The 18,024-nt window shown below is 37.5% G+C and carries 22 protein-coding genes, 1 pseudogene and 1 other annotated feature; of the genes and pseudogenes, 1 reads left to right on the forward strand and 22 read right to left on the reverse strand.

Going from position 1 to position 18,024, the window contains the following annotated elements; translation table 11 throughout:
* Positions 1-21 precede the first annotated feature (21 nt).
* A complete protein-coding gene (locus MHH73_RS15985) occupies positions 22-567 on the forward strand; it encodes a transcription repressor NadR (protein ID WP_191810224.1) in 546 nt (181 codons plus the stop codon).
* A 61-nt stretch (positions 568-628) separates the two neighbouring features.
* Here the strand turns inward: MHH73_RS15985 and pheA are convergent, their stop codons facing one another.
* The 22 genes and pseudogenes from pheA to MHH73_RS22495 form a co-directional block, all read right to left on the reverse strand.
* Positions 629-1,498, reverse strand: coding sequence for a prephenate dehydratase (gene pheA, locus MHH73_RS15990; protein ID WP_191810222.1), 870 nt, complete (start codon positions 1,496-1,498; stop codon positions 629-631).
* Between the two features lie 316 nt (positions 1,499-1,814).
* Positions 1,815-2,270 (reverse strand): ACT domain-containing protein, encoded by a 456-nt coding sequence (locus MHH73_RS15995; protein ID WP_095372413.1) that lies wholly within the window; start codon positions 2,268-2,270, stop codon positions 1,815-1,817.
* A 25-nt stretch (positions 2,271-2,295) separates the two neighbouring features.
* On the reverse strand, positions 2,296-3,585 hold the full coding sequence (gene obgE, locus MHH73_RS16000) for a GTPase ObgE (protein WP_341068039.1): 1,290 nt from the start codon (positions 3,583-3,585) through the stop codon (positions 2,296-2,298).
* Between the two features lie 110 nt (positions 3,586-3,695).
* Positions 3,696-4,238, reverse strand: a complete 543-nt coding sequence (locus MHH73_RS16005; protein WP_191810218.1) for a Spo0B C-terminal domain-containing protein — start codon at positions 4,236-4,238, stop codon at positions 3,696-3,698.
* A gap of 265 nt (positions 4,239-4,503) precedes the next feature.
* Positions 4,504-4,797, reverse strand: a complete 294-nt coding sequence (rpmA, locus tag MHH73_RS16010; RefSeq protein ID WP_191810216.1) for a 50S ribosomal protein L27 — start codon at positions 4,795-4,797, stop codon at positions 4,504-4,506.
* 12 nt (positions 4,798-4,809) lie between these two features.
* Positions 4,810-5,139: a ribosomal-processing cysteine protease Prp gene (locus MHH73_RS16015; protein WP_341068043.1), complete on the reverse strand. Its 330-nt coding sequence runs from the start codon at positions 5,137-5,139 to the stop codon at positions 4,810-4,812.
* Between the two features lie 12 nt (positions 5,140-5,151).
* Entirely contained in the window at positions 5,152-5,460 is a 309-nt protein-coding gene (rplU, locus tag MHH73_RS16020) for a 50S ribosomal protein L21 (RefSeq protein WP_095372409.1), read from the reverse strand.
* Positions 5,461-5,473: 13 nt separating this feature from the next.
* Positions 5,474-5,552 (reverse strand) — a sequence feature (ribosomal protein L21 leader region).
* A 55-nt stretch (positions 5,553-5,607) separates the two neighbouring features.
* A complete protein-coding gene (locus tag MHH73_RS16025; RefSeq protein ID WP_341068048.1) occupies positions 5,608-7,050 on the reverse strand; it encodes an Rne/Rng family ribonuclease in 1,443 nt (480 codons plus the stop codon).
* Between the two features lie 17 nt (positions 7,051-7,067).
* Positions 7,068-7,934 carry a M50 family metallopeptidase gene (locus MHH73_RS16030; protein ID WP_191810210.1) on the reverse strand — a complete coding sequence of 289 codons (867 nt, stop codon included), beginning with the start codon at positions 7,932-7,934 and terminating at the stop codon, positions 7,068-7,070.
* Positions 7,927-8,706, reverse strand: a complete 780-nt coding sequence (locus tag MHH73_RS16035; protein ID WP_191810208.1) for a M23 family metallopeptidase — start codon at positions 8,704-8,706, stop codon at positions 7,927-7,929. Before MHH73_RS16035 ends, MHH73_RS16030 begins: the two co-directional genes overlap by 8 nt.
* Positions 8,707-9,088: 382 nt before the next feature.
* Positions 9,089-9,892, reverse strand: coding sequence for a septum site-determining protein MinD (minD, locus tag MHH73_RS16040; protein ID WP_191810206.1), 804 nt, complete (start codon positions 9,890-9,892; stop codon positions 9,089-9,091).
* Between the two features lies 1 nt (position 9,893).
* Complete coding sequence (gene minC / locus MHH73_RS16045; protein WP_191810204.1) at positions 9,894-10,571, reverse strand: septum site-determining protein MinC; 678 nt, start codon at positions 10,569-10,571, stop codon at positions 9,894-9,896.
* A 262-nt stretch (positions 10,572-10,833) separates the two neighbouring features.
* Positions 10,834-11,352: a rod shape-determining protein MreD gene (gene mreD, locus MHH73_RS16050; protein ID WP_191810202.1), complete on the reverse strand. Its 519-nt coding sequence runs from the start codon at positions 11,350-11,352 to the stop codon at positions 10,834-10,836.
* Positions 11,349-12,245 carry a rod shape-determining protein MreC gene (gene mreC / locus MHH73_RS16055; protein WP_191810200.1) on the reverse strand — a complete coding sequence of 299 codons (897 nt, stop codon included), beginning with the start codon at positions 12,243-12,245 and terminating at the stop codon, positions 11,349-11,351. The genes mreD and mreC overlap by 4 nt, the downstream gene beginning before the upstream one ends.
* Before the next feature lie 100 nt (positions 12,246-12,345).
* A complete protein-coding gene (locus tag MHH73_RS16060) occupies positions 12,346-13,368 on the reverse strand; it encodes a rod shape-determining protein (RefSeq protein ID WP_191810198.1) in 1,023 nt (340 codons plus the stop codon).
* A 163-nt stretch (positions 13,369-13,531) separates the two neighbouring features.
* A complete protein-coding gene (radC, locus tag MHH73_RS16065; RefSeq protein WP_191810196.1) occupies positions 13,532-14,221 on the reverse strand; it encodes a RadC family protein in 690 nt (229 codons plus the stop codon).
* Positions 14,222-14,240: 19 nt separating this feature from the next.
* Complete coding sequence (locus MHH73_RS16070; RefSeq protein ID WP_191810195.1) at positions 14,241-14,831, reverse strand: Maf family protein; 591 nt, start codon at positions 14,829-14,831, stop codon at positions 14,241-14,243.
* A gap of 247 nt (positions 14,832-15,078) precedes the next feature.
* Positions 15,079-16,023, reverse strand: coding sequence for an SPOR domain-containing protein (locus MHH73_RS16075; RefSeq protein ID WP_341068056.1), 945 nt, complete (start codon positions 16,021-16,023; stop codon positions 15,079-15,081).
* Between the two features lie 108 nt (positions 16,024-16,131).
* Positions 16,132-16,263: a hypothetical protein gene (locus tag MHH73_RS16080; protein ID WP_263600731.1), complete on the reverse strand. Its 132-nt coding sequence runs from the start codon at positions 16,261-16,263 to the stop codon at positions 16,132-16,134.
* 417 nt (positions 16,264-16,680) lie between these two features.
* Positions 16,681-17,427 carry a prepilin peptidase gene (locus MHH73_RS16085; protein ID WP_341069806.1) on the reverse strand — a complete coding sequence of 249 codons (747 nt, stop codon included), beginning with the start codon at positions 17,425-17,427 and terminating at the stop codon, positions 16,681-16,683.
* Positions 17,428-17,452: 25 nt separating this feature from the next.
* Positions 17,453-17,611 carry a hypothetical protein gene (locus MHH73_RS16090; RefSeq protein WP_341068059.1) on the reverse strand — a complete coding sequence of 53 codons (159 nt, stop codon included), beginning with the start codon at positions 17,609-17,611 and terminating at the stop codon, positions 17,453-17,455.
* 68 nt (positions 17,612-17,679) lie between these two features.
* Positions 17,680-17,835, reverse strand: a pseudogene (locus MHH73_RS22495) (type II secretion system protein); the annotation flags it as partial.
* Positions 17,836-18,024 lie beyond the last annotated feature (189 nt).

The following is an 18,024-nucleotide window of genomic DNA, read 5'->3' on the forward strand; positions in this document are numbered from 1 at the left end:
TTATAGTAGAGGGGATTAAGAATGAGCGGACAAAAAAAGGTGCTTGGAGAAGACAGAAGGATGAGACTACTACAATTATTGAAGGAAAGAGAAGAGCCTATTACAGGTAGTGAACTAGCCGCTAAGTATCATGTAAGCAGACAAGTAATAGTCGGTGATATTACCTTGTTAAAAGCAAGAAACGAACCGATTATTGCCACAAGCCAAGGATATTTAAGGTTAAATCATACCTCACCACATCCGGTGGCGACAAGAACAATAGCTAGTAACCATTCACCTGAACAAACAGAAGAAGAGCTAAATTTGCTTGTTGATCATGGCGTCACAGTAAAAGATGTCACGATCGAACATCCAGTATATGGTGATTTAACAGCTTCCATTATGGTTTCTGACCGCAAAGAAGTGAAACAGTTTATGAAGAAAATACATTCTACTCAATCTAGTTATTTATCAGAATTAACAGGTGGTATTCATCTACACACGATTACGAGCAGCAGTGAAGCAAAGCTGGACGAAGCAGAAGAAGCATTGAAAAAATCAGGATTTCTTATTGAAATAGATTCATAATATTAGGAAATGGTACTTTATAAAAAAGAAAGTAGCGCATACCGCACTACTTTCTTTTTTCTCATTTATGAGTCAATTCTTCTATTTTCCCGAGTTGATAGGAAGGATAACTGCCTAAAATATGCACTTTGCAGCCTAATGCCTCTAATTCCGCCTTGACGCCCGGAATAAGGACATCATCTATTTTCTGGTCGATATCAATAATAAAGAAATAATTCCCTAATCCTGTTTTCATTGGCCTTGACTCGATTTTTGATAAATTTAAATTTCTCCATGAAAAGGCAGATAGCACTTGGTGAAGTGCTCCAGCACGATCATCAGGTAACGAGACCATAACAGTTGTCTTATATCCTTTTGACTTTTGCGCTGTCTTCAGGTGACAATCTTGCTTTGCCACTACAATAAACCGTGTATGATTATGTGAAAAATCATGAATATCTTGGTGAGCAATGGTTAAATGATATTCTTCTGCTGCTAACGCATTGGCTATAGCAGCAACCTTTTCATCAGGATGTTCACTTACATATTTTGCAGCTGCAGCCGTTGATGTCATATTAACAAGTTCCACATCTTTTAAAGTCGAATGTAGGAAACGATGGCATTGTGCAATCGCATGAGAATGGCTATATACTGTTTGAATATCTTCTAGTTTTTGACTAGGGTGAATGAGTAAATGTTGTCTAATAGGGATTGTCATTTCACCCACAATTGGGTAAAGTGCCTCATGAACTAAATAATCTAAAGTAATATTAACTGATCCTTCTAAAGCATTTTCAATTGGTACAACTGCTAAATCAATTTCATCATTCGCTAAAGAGTCTAAACAAGCAGGAATGGTCGCTTGTGGAATTGCTTTATCTTCTGGAAATAACCCGCGAACGGCTATATCTGTAAAAGTAGCAACTGGTCCTAAGAAGCCTATTTTTTTCATTGTGTACACCTTCCATCAGTAGCTTCATTCTATGTAGCCACAACAAATTTGAATTATGAAAATACTCATTATACTATACTTTAACACTTTAGCTTATGGATGTAAAAGAGGTTTTTTATCTTTTTATAAGATATCTTCCCTTTTAGAATCGAGATCGTTTATTTGGCATGTCGATGATTGAGCACCTACGCTTTGACTTGCCTAAGATTCATACATGTATGTTTGTCACTTCACCATTTTCATCTTATTAAGCTGTTCGTTATTCATTTAGGTAGTAATCCTTTTTTTAGAAAGAATAAGACGCACGAGTTTTAACTCATGCGCCTGAACTTAATACTTCTACTTTATCTACGAATTCTAGTTTCCTTAAATCGGATAATAAATGATCGATTCCTACTGCCATATCAGCAACATTTAGTGATAGGGTGACATTGGCCCGACCTAAAATCGGTATGGTTTGATGGATGGTTAATACATTACAACCTGATCCAGCCACAATACTTAATAACTGTGACAATGTGCCCGAGCGATCCTCCAAATGGAAAAACAATGTAATAATTCTTTCTTTCACGATTGTATGAAAAGGAAAAACAGTATCGCGATATTTATAAAATGCGCTGCGACTCAAATCTACTTTATGGACAGCGTCCCAGACAGACTCTGCTTTTCCTCTTTCAATCATTTCTTTTGCATCCAAAGTCTTTTTCATAGCCTCAGGCAATACATCTTCTCGGACAAGGAAGAATTTTTTATCTAATTTATCCTGTTTCATCTTTCACCTCATTGATATTTTAAGGTTAGTCAATAAATTCAAATTCATAATCTAATAACTTGACGATATCTCCGTCTTTTGCACCTTTTTCGCGTAATGCTTCATCTACACCCATTCCTCTTAACTGACGGGCGAAACGTCTAACCGATTCGTCTCTACTAAAATCAGTCATCTTAAACAATTTCTCAACTGCATCACCAGACACGATAAAGTCACCAGCTGAATCCCTTGTAATCGTAAATTCAACTTGATCTGCTTCATGTTTATAAAGTACACGGTGAACACCTGTATCCTCTTCTTCATGCTCAAGTGGGAATTCTGGTGTTTTTTCTACTTTATCTGCAATCGCAAATAGTAGCTCACGTAAACCAGACCTTGTAACAGCAGAAATCGGAAAAATTGGATACTCTTCTTCAAGCTGCTCCTTGAATGCCGCTAAGTTTTCTTCTGCATCAGGCATGTCCATCTTGTTCGCTACAATAATTTGTGGACGTTCTGTTAGACGCAAATTATATTCCTGTAATTCATTATTGATTGTCACATAATCTTCGTACGGGTCTCTGCCTTCCATTCCTGACATATCAATTACATGTACAATTACGCGTGTACGCTCAATATGTCTTAAAAATTGATGGCCAAGACCCACTCCTGAATGAGCACCTTCAATTAACCCAGGTAAATCAGCCATGACAAAACTACGATTATCTTCTGTTTCTACCATACCCAGATTAGGAACGATTGTCGTGAAATGATACGCTCCAATTTTCGGCCTAGCTGCAGAAACAACAGAAAGTAAAGTCGACTTACCAACACTCGGGAATCCAACTAGCCCCACATCTGCAAGCAATTTCAATTCAAGCATAACTTCTCTCTCTTGACCTGGCTCTCCATGTTCTGATAATTCCGGTGCAGGGTTGGCAGGAGTTGCGAAACGGGAATTGCCACGTCCTCCACGGCCACCTTTTGCAATGATTGCCTGTTGGCCATGCTCCGTTAAATCCGCAATTACTTCACCAGTATCAGCATCAGTAACCACAGTTCCCGGCGGTACTTTTATAATCATGTCCTTCGAGTTTCTACCATGTTGATTTTTAGACATTCCGTGCTCGCCACGTTCTGCTTTGAAATGTTTTTTATATCTAAAATCCATTAGTGTTCTTAAGCCTTCTTCAACAATAAAGACAACATTCGCGCCTTTACCACCGTCTCCTCCAGCAGGACCGCCTTTAGGAACATATTTTTCACGACGAAAGGCTACCATTCCGTTCCCACCGTCGCCACCTTTTACATACACCTTGACCTGATCGACAAACATAAGATCTACTTCCTCCTATTCAAAAGATGCACATGAATATGAACACCCTTGACTCTCGCTGTTTATATTATCTTTTACTGACTAGCTTTTTACTATTAAATAAATCCACTTTACTTCTCTTCAAAAAGAACAAAGAAATCAAATGATATTTCATCTTCTATTAAGCGCCGCACTGTAAGCCCCATACTTGTTGATTGCTCTAGTAAAAATAAGCGAATCTGCTGCATATAAATAATTGTTCCACTAAAATCAAAAAAGAAACGGACACCCTGCTTTTCTGGATTAATTGATATAGATAAATGATTATCAGCAAATGGCTGTACAGCATCATTTAAGCAAGAGAAAAAAGACCTTGTCCAATCAGTTAAACTTTTATCATCCAGTTGATCACATTTGAATACTTCATAAACGTCATACTCTAATTGAAATTTTGGATTTTGCCAATTGTACGTAAATAAAAGTGAAGCAAATTGAGGCATTTGTAGGTTTGATAACTTTGCCTCTTGTTGCGCCTCCACAACAATTTCATCAATAATTTCTTTTGCCCGTTCCACCTTATTTAAGCTTAAATTGCCTTTAATTAGTTGTATTTTATTTAACCAATCATGCCTTGCATGACGTAGCACTTCAACAATATCCCAATCTTTTTCCATAATTGACTCCTACATCTTCTTTTATGGTCCCTGCCATTACATTGATATGGTGTTAGTATAACAAAAAAAACCCATAGACGTATGTACCCTAGCAAAAAGAAAGGTAAGAATTTTTAAATCTGCCCCTATATTTAAGGTTCCCTCAATAGAATTGCATAAAAAGATGCGGACTTTTATCAAAAGAGGACAGTTTGAGGAGATATATGTGGGATGAATGACATGAAGAGAACTCTAACCATTAATGGTTAGAGTTCTCCACTCAATCTTATGCTTCTTGAGCTGCAGGGTATACGCTAACTTGCTTACGGTCACGTCCAAGACGCTCAAATTTTACAACTCCGTCCACTTTCGCGTAAAGAGTATCGTCTCCACCTTTACCCACGTTTACACCTGGGTAAATTTTCGTACCGCGTTGACGGTAAAGAATAGAACCACCAGTAACGAATTGACCATCTGCACGCTTAGCACCTAAGCGCTTAGAGATTGAGTCACGTCCGTTCTTTGTAGAACCTACTCCTTTTTTAGATGCGAACAACTGAAGATCTAATTTTAATAGCATGAAATCCACCTCCTACTGTTTGAAGGTTATTTTTATATTTTCCGGATAGTTCTCAACGATCGTTTGCAATGAGACAACCATTCCCTCAAGCAATAATTGGACTTTCTCTTCTATATCTTGAGCAAGATCGCTCGGAAGAATACAGGATAATAGTCCAGATTCCATTTGAATCTGCGGGGTAACTCCCGCTAACTGATGGATGCTATTAACGCACCCAACTGAAACAGCTGATACACCTGCACAGACAATGTCCTCTCCATTATTAGCAAACAGGGCATGACCACTTATTTCAAATGATTGTATGAGTCCAGAACGATTACGATGAATACTTACATCAATCATCAATCATCAACCTTATGCGTTGATTTTATCAATCACAACTTTAGTGTACGGTTGACGGTGACCTTGTTTCTTATGATAGTTTTTCTTTGCTTTGTATTTGAATACAGTGATTTTCTTCGCACGACCTTGTTTTTCAACTTTAGCCGTAACTGAAGCTCCATCAACAACTGGGCTTCCAACTTTCACACTGTCTCCACCTACGAAAAGAACCTTTTCAAAAGTAACTGTTTCGCCTGCTTCTGCGTTAAGCTTTTCGATGTAGATTGTTTGACCTTCTTCTACACGGATTTGCTTACCACCAGTTTCAATAATTGCGTACATAACTGCACCTCCTCTTAAGACTAAGACTCGCCATCCCAGGTGTCCTGCAAAGCAGAATCTTAATAACCTTTTCTGCGCGGTTGTAGCATGGGCGCTACAAACATAACATCAAAATGTTATCATACACATGCTGTACTGTCAATACGATTACACTTGCATTTCTTTCAAAGAACCAAATCTTTTTATTTGATAGCTTGGCTTTGGACGATCAATGAATTCGAAAACAATGTGTTTCGCACAACTATCTTCTAATTGTTGCAGTTCCTCTTTAGTGTATATCGCAGCGACATCCCTTGTCACCTGAACAAGAACCGCTTCCTCATCACGGGTCCGATACGACCACAATTCTCTCTCTAAGCGAAAGGCAACTGTTTCTGCGCGCAATACCTTACCTGTCCCATGACAAACTGTACAATTGTCTTGTAATGCTTCCGAAAGTGACACCTTCGTTTTCTTTCTCGTCAATTGTAAAATACCAAGAGGTGTAAATCCGATTACTTTTATTTGTCTTTCATCGGCGGCTAGCGCCTCTTTCATAACAGATAAAATATGGATTCTATCCTGCTCTTTTTCCATACTAATAAAATCTATAAGGATCATTCCTGCTAGGTCCCTAATACGTATTTGTCTCGCTACTTCCTTTGCCGCTAATTCATTTGTTTGTAAGACCGTATCTTGCAATTGCTGTTTTCCAGAAAATTTCCCAGTATTCACATCAATAATGGCTAACGCTTCTGTTTCATCAAAAATCAAATATGCACCATTATCTAACCATACCATTCTTTTTAACGCTTTTTCGATTTCACGTTCAAGACCATAGGCAGAAAAGATAGCTTCTTGCTCCGTATGAAGGTGAAATGTGACATTGTCTTTAGGCTGTAACTCCTTTTTGACAGTAGCATCATCCACAATTACTTCCCCACTCTTCATTTTCTGTATGACTTGACGTAATTTATGTAGAAATTGATCTTCGGTTTGAACCACACCGGGTCGTTTTATCAAGAGAGAGGCGGAATAGAGCTGCTGATATTTTGCCCGCAATTGTGTTAATTCTTTTTCCAGTACAGCCATATCAACATCTTTCGCAGCGGTCCTAATCACTAGCCCTTCCTTGTCTTCTAACAACCTTGCACAGTTTTGCTTTAAATGTTCTCGAACACTATGGTCAGTAATTTTCTTAGATACAGCAAGATAGTTCCCATAAGGCAAATAGACCATATAATTGCCTTGCAATTCAATAACCCCAGTCAGCCTCGGTCCTTTCGTCCCCGTTTGATCCTTTTCTACCTGCACAAGTAACCTTTCCCCTTGATGGACAAAAGAAGAAAGGTTACGTTTTTCCTTCTTATCATCATTTTCAAGTGCATAACTTTGTAATTTATCCTTATGCAAAAAGCCACTCTTTTCTTCACCAATATTGACAAAGAGTGCATTTAACCCTGGCATTACCTTTTCAACTATGCCTAAATAGATATTCCCTACTCTTGTTTCGTGCTGTGAAGGTTCAATATACAATTCTTCGACTTCATCTTGATCGAGCAAGGCATATCTTTTTTCTCTATTGATTGTATTGATCACTAATCTTTTCAATTGTTCTTTCCTCGATTCTAATAAACATACACTAAGTCACTTATTTGAGCTGACACATTCTTTTCCGCAAAGTACGCATGTAATAACTCATTTTCATCTAGCACACTCTTTTCTTTGTTCCCTGTCTCAACAATAATCGAATGTTTACAGCCACGTTGAAATTTCTCAAGTACTTTCATGATTGGTTCAGATTCTTGAACAACTATTGGCTTTAATTTACGTAGCTCACTATGTTTCCCATAGTATCGTTCCAATAAGAACCGCATAAATATATATCTGCGCTGTTTCCATTCATAGTATAAGGAAAAAAGTAAGAATGCAAGGATGATGCAAATATTAATATTAAATGGGAGAATCCAAAGAGACGCGATTAAAAACAATATGAGCATAAAGATAGACAGTTGCAACGCCTTCCTATGTGCCTCACCAAATGCATAAAAATAAGACAAATACAAAAAGACTAATTTCCCACCATCCAACGGCCAAATCGGAAGCAAATTAAAGAGTAAGATCATCAAATTATACTGGACAAATAATGTAAAGAACTCAGGTGTGACTAACTGCCATTCATAACATAGGAAGGCAACAGCAATCATCCAAACATGCTGTAAAGGTCCTGCTAAAATCACCATTAACTCTTCTTTTAATGGTCGATTCCCATGTTCATCCATCTCTGCAACACCACCAAATGGAAGTAACACAATGCTTTTTATTCTCCAAGAAAAAAACTGTGCGGCCACAGCATGTCCTATTTCATGTACAAAAATAATCAATAGTAAAAGAAAAAGCTCGTTAAAATGAGAAGTGATAATAGCTAAACCGACTACCAACCAGAGTAAAGGATGGATACGTATTTGCTTCAATAGTGTGATCCATTTATTCAAAAGGAATCACCTGCGAAGGATCAACAAAGTCATCCCCTTTTTTGATAGCAAAATAAAACAAGCCTTTTCCATCCTCTTTCGTAGCCGCCTCTCCTACTTCTGCTCTCTTTTCAACATAGTCGTATGCTTTCACATCAATTTCAGCTAAATTGCCATACCAAGATTGACTTTGATCCGCATGTTGGATGATAACCGTTTGTCCAAACCCGGGCTTTTCCCCAATAAATTCCACGACTCCTCCATTTGCAGCCTCTACTTTTTCGCCTATGTTTGTTTCAATCGAAATTTTTTGACCATCTTGCTCAAACTCTTGTAATACCTTGCCTGTTGCTGGTAAGCTCGGTTGCGCTTCCTCAACAGATTCTTCGGTCTCTTTCTGCTTTGGCAATAGGGCAAAGGATTGGCCAAATTGTTCCTCATACCAATTAATAACAGTGGCAAATTGAAAATTCTTATCCATTGCTTCTACAACAAAGGCTTTCGGCTTTTCAAAAATTGCTCCATCATTTTTAAACATAATGGCCACAATGAGAAATAAGCAGGCAGATACGAGCACTTTGAATAGAAACACTTCCTTTTTAAATAATGGGTGATTCGTATTTGAATGTTTAGGAGGTGGACTATCATATGAGGGAAGTTGATCAAAACCATGCCTCTCCTCATCTTGCAACCAATTCATCTTTTTCGATTTTTTTTGAACAGGCTTATTCTTCTCCATCTCTTTTTTTCTCTTAGCCATCCGTTTCCTTATATCATCAGCTCTTGAGCTCATCTTAACTTCCCACCTATTCATCATCATTTGTACAAGTCTATGACGAGAGGTTTTTAAGTATGACAGATAGATAGGAGAGAAGTTATTTAGGGTGTGCTGGCATATAGAAACAGTTGGAAGAATGACAATAAATGAAATATTTTAGCCATTGGAGTGCTTTCAATAAGAAGAAGGGTAGCGTTTTAATAGAGGGAATTTTAGCTGATGATAATTTATTAGTTTATCGATGAATACTCTTACAATTTTCCCCATTATGTCTTTTGTGTTTGACAGATAGTTTTACTGCTTTTACTCGCAGTTAGAATATTCCCATAGCGTTTTACCCCTTGTGGGAAAGATTAAAAAATCCTTAGCGACAACAGCTCACTAAGGATTTCCATTTTTATTTTACTTTGAAGAAGTTCTTTATCTTTGTAAAAACACCGGTATTCTCTTCTTGAAGTTGTTGAAGTGGTACAGACTCGCCAAGAATTCTCCGGGCAATATTTCGATAAGCAATGGAGGCAATATTATTTGGATCCATTGCGATTGGTTCTCCTTGATTGGTTGCTCGAATTACTTGATCGTTATCCGCCACAATTCCTAATAACTCCAAATCGAGATGTCTCGTAATATCATCAATATCCATCGTATCTCGGTTTTTCATGAGTTGTGGTCGAATACGATTAATAACTAACCTTGGACGTTCGATATGATCTTCTTGCTCTAACAAGCCGATAATGCGATCGGCATCGCGAACCGCTGTTGCCTCTGGTGTTGTAACAACAATCGCTTTAGTCGCTCCTGAAACTGCATTTCGATAACCTTGTTCAATACCAGCTGGACAATCAATAATAATGTAATCAAAGTCCTGCTTTAAATCGTCAATTAGTATTTTCATTTCGTCCGGATCAACCGCATTCTTATCACTTGTTTGTGCCGCAGGCAGGAGATAAAGAAGATCATCAAAGCGTTTATCCTTCACAAGGGCTTGCTGCATCTTACAACGCCCCTTAACTACATCCACTAAATCATAAATAATACGGTTTTCAAGGCCCATGACAACATCAAGATTTCTTAGCCCAATATCTGTATCCACAAGGCATACTCTTTTTCCTTGCAGGGCTAATGCTGTACCAATATTTGCAGATGTTGTTGTTTTACCAACGCCGCCTTTTCCGGATGTAATGACTATCGCTTCTCCCACTCTAGAATCCCCCTTGCAAATTCGATATATTTGGTCTTACATGTACCAATACTTGCAGTCTGTCGATAATGATTTTCCGCTCTTCATTCATATAAGCACATTCCATTTCGCGACTGTTCTCATCTTGTTTTTCATCAGGCGCACGAGAGATGCTATCACAAATACGAAGCTGTGTCGGTCTCATAATAGAAGCTGAGATCACAGCCTCATGGTTACCATAGAAACCCGCATGTGCAATTCCTTTTAGCTCACCCATAATAAAAATATTGCCACCAGCTCTTACTGTTCCTCCAGGGTTAACATCACCAATGAGTAATAAATCCCCCGGGACTTCAATCACTTGGCCTGAACGAACAATTTTTGTAATAGAAACGATTTCGTTTGCTTGCTTTTGCTTTTCAGCCTCATCCTTTGTCAGAACATTAGAAAGCACAGACTCCACAACAAGATTTTTCTTTTGTCTGATTAACTCTTTTATCTCTTCCTCTTGAGAAGAAGTTAAATAGCGATTACCTGTATGTACAAGGACAGAGATCAATTTATTCTCTTGACTTTTACTACTCTCTATTAATTTATGATTTAATTCTTTTTTAAGTTCCGCATAAGAGCATGCATCATCAAGATGGAGTGTAATCCCATCCTTCGTGCCCTTCATCGTTACATTTTGTCTTTTATTCATTTCAAGATGTTCACCTCAAGAAAGACAAGAACAGATCCATTCTGTATGCTCGCCTCATTCTGATTCTCAATACATATTGTAGGAATAAATTCGACATCAGTTTGCAAAATCCTTTTTTCTTGCAAACTCAATCTTCACTCTGGATGAAAAGAATAATTATATGGCAAAAGAAACCGGATAACCGGTTTCTAAAGTTGCCTGCAAACAGTCATTCAACTTTATTTCTGCTTTTTTCTTCCTTGTTGCTAGAACACATCTAACATTATAATGATAGTCGTTCCACATATCTTTCAAAATATTTCTTCAATGGGAAAATGACTATAATGATAAAAATAAGATTCAATATAAGTGTTGGAATGAATCTCGAAAAAATGAAATCCGAGAATCCCATTGTTGTAATACTAATAATAAAGTTGACCCCATAAGATCCTAGCTCCATTAATGCCACACCAAAAAGTGTAATGATTGTCGTCACAATAAGATTATTCTGTAAGATCTTCATTAATTGATACACAATATACGTAACAACTGGGAATAAAAATAAGTTAATACCGATAATTTCAGTATAAACAATATCAAACAGCAAACCAAATATAAAAGCATAAAGTAAACCTAGCTTTTTCGAGCCAAAAATGACTAAAAGCATAATTGCTCCAAGTAAAAAATGAGGGATAAACCATCTCTCATTTGCAAACATCTCTGTTGGAGCAACCATAAGCGCAAATGTACTTTCTATGACGAATAAGAAGATAAATAAGAGAGGGAGAAGATATTTTCTCAACTTTCTTCCTCCTCATTTAATTCTTCAAGCTCTTTTTGAATCTCTGGATTAATGCTGTTAAGTTTTGTTACCATCACATGTTGAATGTCATATAGGTCTGCATTCGGCTCAATATAAGCAGTTTGTGTAAGGCCATATTCCGCAGGTGTAACCTCAACAACTTTTCCAATTGGCAGGCCTTTAGGGAATACTCCACCATAACCAGATGTTACTACCATTTGCTCTTTTTCCACTTTTGCATCATAAGGGATCTTCGTCATAAGCAAACGTTTTGTTTTTTCATCGTAGCCTTCAATTAAACCAAACGTTTCTTCTTTTTTCTCACCATTTTGCACAACAGCTGAAATACGGTTCGTTGGATCTTTAGAACTTACCAGCTGAATCGTGGACGTGAAGGTTTGTGCACTTTTCACCTTACCAATCAGTCCATTGGCTGTAATAACCGCCATATTTGCCTCGATACCGTCTCTTGTTCCTTTATTAAGGGTAAGCTTTTCTTCCCACCTTAAAGGGTTTCTACCAATTACTGTAGCCTGTATAGGTTCATAGTCGGTTAAACTATCTTCTTTTTCTAGTATTTCACGAAGCTCAGCATTATCCTTTTCTAACAATTGCACCTCTGCTTCTAAAAATGCTAGTTTATCTAATCTAGATTTCAGTTCTTTATTTTCTTCATATGTATTTTGCAAGTCTTGAACATTTTCAAAGAAACCAGCAATGTACTGTGTTGGACCGGCAACAATATTTTGCGCCCATCCCGTCATATCTTTTAAAAACTGTTCTGGCCATGTAACACTATCTCTTTCTCTTAAAGAAAAGCCTATCAACGATACGAGAATAATGATACTTACAAGCAAAATAATCAGGCGTTTATTCAGAAAGAACTGTGGCATGCTAAACACCTCGATTGTTATATTTTATGCATTAATAAACTTGAAAAACAGGGCATTAATGGCAGCCACTAATGCCGAATTTTCCTGTAGGTCACTATTCTTAACGAGAGTCTTTAGATTTATTTTTAAATAAATGAATATGATCTAACGCTTTTCCAGTTCCAATTGCCACACAATCCAGTGGGTTTTCAGCAATAAGGACAGGCATTTTGGTTTCTTCACTAATGACTTTATCCAAATTGCGTAACAACGCTCCTCCACCTGTTAAAACAATTCCACGGTCCATAATATCTGCTGCTAACTCCGGTGGTGTTTTTTCTAATGTTACTTTAACTGCATCAACAATAGAGTATACCGTATCTTTTAATGCTTTTGAAATTTCATCACCTGTAATCTCAATTGTTTTTGGTAACCCAGTTAAAAGATCACGTCCACGGATTTCAAGATTGTCTACACCTTCCGCTTCGCTAGCAGAACCAATTTCTAATTTAATCATTTCTGCAGTTCGATCACCAATCATTAAATTATAATTTTTACGAATATAATTAATGACTGCATCATCCATTTCATCCCCAGCGATGCGGATCGATTGGCTAGTAACAATTCCTCCTAAAGAAATAATAGCCACTTCAGTTGTACCGCCACCAATATCCACAACCATACTTCCTGTCGGCTCCCATACAGGTAAATTCGCACCAATTGCTGCTGCAAATGGTTCTTCAATGGTAAATGCATCCTTTGCACCAGCTTGTCTAGTCGCATCGACGACAGCTCTTTCTTCTACTGCAGTAATGCCAGATGGTACACAGACCATAACATTCGGTTTACCTGAAAAAATGCCCTTATTTTTATTCGCTTGTTTCATATAATATTTCATCATTGTTGCTGTTGTATCATAATCAGCGATTACGCCATCTTTCATTGGTCTTAATGCCACGATATTTCCCGGTGTACGACCAATCATATTTTTAGCGTCATTCCCAACGGCAACAATATGTTTTGTATCAGTTTGAAGTGCCACGACCGATGGCTCTCTAACAACGATTCCTTTACCTTTTACATACACTAGTGTATTTGCTGTTCCTAAATCTATCCCAAGGTCTTTTGTACCAAATCCAAACATTCCTGTATCTCCCTTTCTGATACTATACAATTTTTAAAATAAGGTATATTTTATAGGGCATCTGACAGTCCCTCATTCTTAAAAAGATGATAGGTAAAATACTATACTTCCCCTAAAAAATCATAAACAATATTATATCGTATCGTCAAATAAAAACATAGTGCTAGATATAACCTTTTTCCTTTAAACTGACAAATTTCTTTTCACCAATGATAATATGATCGAGAATATCTATCCCAATTATTTTACCACATTCAGTTAGTCTTTTCGTCACATCAATATCTTCTCTACTTGGAGTCGGATCGCCAGAGGGGTGATTATGCAGACAAATAATCGAGGCGGCAGACTGTCTGAAAGCTTCTTTATACACTTCTCGTGGGTGAACAATAGAGGCATTTAAGCTCCCAATAAATATGGTTTGCTTGCTTAAAACTTGGTTCTTAGTGTTTAAATAAAGACAGACGAAGTGTTCCTGAGATAGAAAACGCATTTCGTTCATTACGTAATTTGCAGCATCCTCTGGTGAACGAATGCTGTATCTTTCATCGAAGGTTAAATTAGTCATTCTTCTGCCAATTTCTACAGCTGCCATGATTTGAATGGCTTTTGCCTGGCCAATACCTTTCACTTCGGTAATTTCGCTAAGGGAAGCATCTTTTAATAAACGCAATCCATCAAACTTTGTTAGTAAGCGATTGGACAGCTGCAAAACGGATTCATCTTTTGTCCCTGTCCGCAATAAAATAGCGATTAGTTCATGATTGGATAAGCTCTCTGGCCCACTTTGCATTAACCTTTCCCTCGGCCTTTCATCTTGTGGGAAGTCTTTAATCATTAAGCTTTCCGTATCCATCCCTTTCCTCCTTTTTCATTTATCCAAACAAATGGTGAGGAAGTGAATAGCCTATTTTGCGCAACTCTCTAATCGTTTGTGATATAGGTAATCCCATTACAGCAAAATAGTCTCCATGAATTTGTTTAACAAGTGCTGCCCCAATTCCTTGGATACCATAGGCTCCCGCTTTATCAAAAGGCTCACCCGTTTGGATATAGGCATAGATTTCTTCTTCAGATAATGACCAAAATTCAACTTTAGTAACAACAGAAAAACGAGTGATTTTATTTGCTGTTAATATTGCTACACCTGTGTACACTTCATGTGTACCGTTCGATAGATTCTTAAGCATAAGATACGCTTCCTCTTCATCTATCGGTTTGCCAAGAACTTCACCTTTATGGACAACAACCGTATCTGAGCCGATTACAAAAGTATCACACTCGTTATTGTAGACGGCTCTCGCTTTTCGTTCCGCCAATGTTTGTACAATTTCATCAGGCTTTAAATTGGCATCATACCGTTCATCAACATGACTGCCTTTTACTTTGAAAGATAAATTCATTTGTTCAAGTAGTTGCTTTCTACGAGGGGAAGTGGAAGCGAGTATGAGGGTTTGTGTTTGCATGTGTTTCACCTTACTTTCATCGCATTTCAAATTGGGAGATACCCTTTTATCGTATCAAACAAAACAGCTTTTAACAATTTAAAACCCTCATTTTTATCCTTATTTTTAAAACAAAAAATAGCCCGAAAAAAAATCGAGCTAAAGAGAGCTAAACTTCATAAAAAAATAAATATAGGAAGTAAAGTAAAGTCTCACAGATTCATTAGAAATAAAATTATTCCCCAGAAAATAATATACTAAGAAACTTTTAAGTTTGAACGATGACCGTATATGATTGTAGGAAATTTAAGACTGCTTGTTGAGCGTCCTCTCCATTATGAGCTTTTAGAGCAGTAAGCATTTTATCCTTTAATGCAATTAAATCTTCATGGTTCAGCCCTTGATTCATCTCATTTAACGTACTTGAATACGTATTAATTTGTTCAGCGGACGCTTCACTTGTCAATAATCGATACACTTGAGGTGAGAGCTCTAGGATTTTCTTTTCTTCTGCAGTTAAACCTTCTACCTTAGCACCATCAATCATATACTCTTTAGCAAACACTTCTGCACCTTGACCTTCTAATTGGGCACTCATAGTCTTAGCCGCTTCACTTGTAGCTGCTACGCCAATGATAAGGGTATATTGTTCTTGATTCTCGTGGATAAATGTAGGAATACCTTTTTCCTTATACGAAGCAGCGATTCCCTCTGCACTATCCTTGGTAGTAAACACGCCTCCTTGGACGATAAACGTATCTAAAGCAGGTAATTCTGCCGTCTCACTACCAACTATTCCTTCTCCTGATGCACCTACTTGTGAACTTGCGGCGCCCCCCTCTGCCGTTTCCCCTTTATCGAGAACATTTAACATAACCAACCCAAATCCCGTTCCGACAACAACGGCAAACAGAATGGTAAAAAACATCGACGGATTTAATTGATATTTCATTTGTTTAAAACTACTTTTCTTTTTCTTAGCTAGGCTTTTACTAGATTTGTTATTCTTTTTCTTCACTTTTTCTCTATCTGCTAATTCTTTCTCCCAATCTACTTCTTCTTCTCCACTTGGTAAAATCCAATCAAATTGATCCTCCACTTCATTTTCTTTCGTGGCCGCTTGCTCTTTTACGCCTTCTCCTTTATGCTTCGGTTGACCGTCTTGATTTAATTTTATCGTGATTGTTCTCGCCTTTCCGTTATGCTTGTCCATCTTTGTCCACTTCCCTCCCTCTTGCCTTTTACTATTATTTTCATCACTTTATCATAGGAGAAAAAAAAAATAACAAGACTTTTGTCGTCTTGTTACAGAATGATTTCGTCAAATTCCATCATGGATAAAAACTTTGTCTAAGACAGAATAAGACTTGCCAGCAGCTTGGCCATTGACAATTTTAGGATTATTCTCTTTTACATCAATAGCGGTAGGGAAATGTTTAACTAATACAATCATATGTAATCCCTTATGCCATCCTTCACCTGAACGATCTCGATTGATTCAATGGCTGTATACCGATCTAAATGCTGAAATTCCTCTGTGTATAAAAGCCAACCCTCATAGCTTTAAGATTGCAAGTGTATGCTAATGACGGTCTTTTCTAATCCATTTGGCCACTTTACTTCAACAATACCTATCCTCTGATGCTGTCGAAATATCATTGATTGTTTCACTATTTGCCGCTTCATCCGATTTAACTCTATCAACATTAATTGCCATTTGCGTAAGCTGAATGTTATTAACCTTTGCCGCTTCATCTTCAATGATAACGTTTCATTGTTAGTTTTAGAGAAACATCAGTTTGCTTACTTCGCATTACAAACGCTTTTTCTTAGGAAAGATCAAGCCAGCAATTAAACCACTTTGTCAAAACTAGAAGATTTGTAAATAATACAGCCATATTTCTTCAGCAAAAAAGTAAGCAGATAGCGCTCCTGCTGCAATAAAAGGGCCAAAGGGGATGGGGTTGCCTCGTTTGACTTTGCCAACTAGCATAGCTAGTAAACCGAAAACAGCGCCGTAAATCGTCGAAAGGAAAAAGGTGAACAAGACAAGCTTTGCTCCAAGTGCAAACCCTAATAACGCAAACAGCTTAATATCACCGCCGCCCATCCCACCATTACTCACAACAGCAATGGCAAGAAGCAAAAAGAAGCCAATAGCGCAACCAACCAAACTATCCCACCAAGGTGAAAGTGGCCAAATCAATCGTTCTATTAGAAAAATGACTGCAAAACTAAGCAAAATACGATCCGGTATTAACATATATTGAATATCCGAAACGAAAATAATCATAAATAAAGAAATCAACGTGAGAGCAAATAAAAGCTCTGGCGTCCAACTTAATGTGACAAGTGCAAGTACAAATAACAGCCCTGTTAACAGTTCAACGATAGGATATAATGGCGAGATTCTCGCACCACATTGACGACATTTCCCACCCTGAATTACATAAGATAACACAGGTATAAGTTCAATGGCTTGCAAGGTATGGCCGCAGTTAGGACAAGCTGACCGCGGTTTTACAATCGATTTTTTCATTGGTACCCTCAAACCGACAACATTGTAAAAGGAGCCGAGGATGAGGCCCGTAATAAATAAGTAGATTAGTAGTAGAATGGGATTGACCTCCTAACTTTTTTCCTTAACACTTTCTCAAGATAAGTACGGCTTCATTATTTCCGTTAGAAACTAATCTTTCACCGTTTGTTAAGAAAACTTTGTATGTGATATTGCTTTTCTCTTTTTCAACTTCAACATAAGAATCTGCTGGATTTTTAGTTTTTTTCTTTAGATCTTCCATTTTTTCACCTAACCAACTTCAGCTATATTGTTTTTCTTGAATAACATCCTCAGATGTAATCATCAACTAGCCGAACTAAACATCTGCCTTGCATTAGCAACATGGGTATCCTTTTTCTATTATCAATGAACCCTCCTATACTCTCACACAGCAATGGTTGCTAATATGCCGAGGATGACAACGCGGGCTAGTCGTTCTACGAGCGTGAGTCCTCGTTCATTTTTACACTGTTATTTCTTTGTTTCAACATGTTCATCTGGCATTCTATCTTTTTATCCAAAATCAGGTATACATCACTAGTTATATTATACTATTTTTCTGTTAAATCAATAGATATTTTCCCTCTAAATGGTAGATAATATTCGACAAAATAAAAAGGAAACACTTCTTTCACAAACGGCAACCCTATTAAT

Source organism: Cytobacillus sp. FSL K6-0265 (genome assembly GCF_038003465.1).
Taxonomy (GTDB): domain Bacteria; phylum Bacillota; class Bacilli; order Bacillales; family Cytobacillaceae; genus Cytobacillus; species Cytobacillus stercorigallinarum.